Here is a 1,027-nt window from a genome sequence, read left to right as displayed (position 1 = left end):
TGTCAGAACGAGGCGGGAATGCCTCATTTCCAACATCGGCAATTGCCAGCACGATACGAACCCCTTGCCTGCCAGAGCTGCGCGCTGCGGTTGAGCACGACCCCTACCGCGCGAGCGGTTTAGTCCTCGGTCGATAGTCGGAAAGGCTTTCAGCGGGATGGCGACCATATTGAGTAACTGTGCAACGGAGCCATTCGCAAATGGCAGGTCGTCAGATGCATCCGTCATCGGCCGACCACCCCTTTTGGCTTTTGGCCCCAGATACAATGCATCGCTAAAATCGCTGGCTGTGACCGTGGCAGTACGTCCTGCTAAGTCAGTTAGCGTAACTTGTACTTCTTGTCCCATTGGACGAATGACCGCTATTCGGAACGTCAGCGAATCATAGGCGGATGCATTCAAGCCCAGCAGGTCGGTGACCAAAGCGGCTCCTGGCGCAGACCAAGACAGTTGGAGATGATCTGCTATCGAAAGAAATCCACTCGGTGCCTGATTTCCGTCCGAGTATTCGAAACCCGCTAACCGATTCGGTATACAAGAACCCTCTATATCATTCATTCCATATGGAATCTGGCAACTGGCAATATCGTCAAATCCTGTCAAGGCCAGTCTACCGCCCAAAATGTTATATTGAAGACTGTCGGCTTGGTCGAACCGCTGCACCAACTTGCTTTGGTTGCTTCCCTTTTGGATAGTCAGGATAACGCGCTCGTCACAGGTTCCCTCTCCGCCGGGACAAGCACCTTCGGGAAGTTGCGCAGTGCCATGCCAATAGCTGGCAAATTGTTGTTCTGCCCCGACAAAATATCTCATAAATGAGTTGATGATAAATAACCCATTACGGCGTTGATCCTCAGCGGTTAGACGAATTCCCCCTGGGCGATTAGAACAATATTCATTTAAGTTACTGATGTTACGCAGTAGCTGCGAGAAGCAGCTGTAACTGATCATAAGCCGCGCGGGAGGCGTTGATCAGTAACTTGCGGCAAAGTGCGAATGGGTTCTTCTGCGTCTTGATGCTCAGGCA

Annotated in this window: 1 protein-coding gene; it reads right to left on the bottom strand. The window is 51.7% G+C overall.

Annotated features, from left to right (window positions below):
* On the bottom strand, positions 1-951 hold a 951-nt coding region (locus CSQ89_RS21620; protein WP_308418209.1), incomplete at its 3' end, for a hypothetical protein.
* Positions 952-1,027: the final 76 nt, after the last annotated feature.

The organism is Chitinimonas sp. BJB300, assembly GCF_002735695.1.
Taxonomy (GTDB): Bacteria; Pseudomonadota; Gammaproteobacteria; order Burkholderiales; family Chitinimonadaceae; genus Chitinimonas.
The sequence above is the reverse complement of the archived record's forward strand: the minus strand, read 5'-3'. Positions and strand labels throughout refer to the sequence as shown.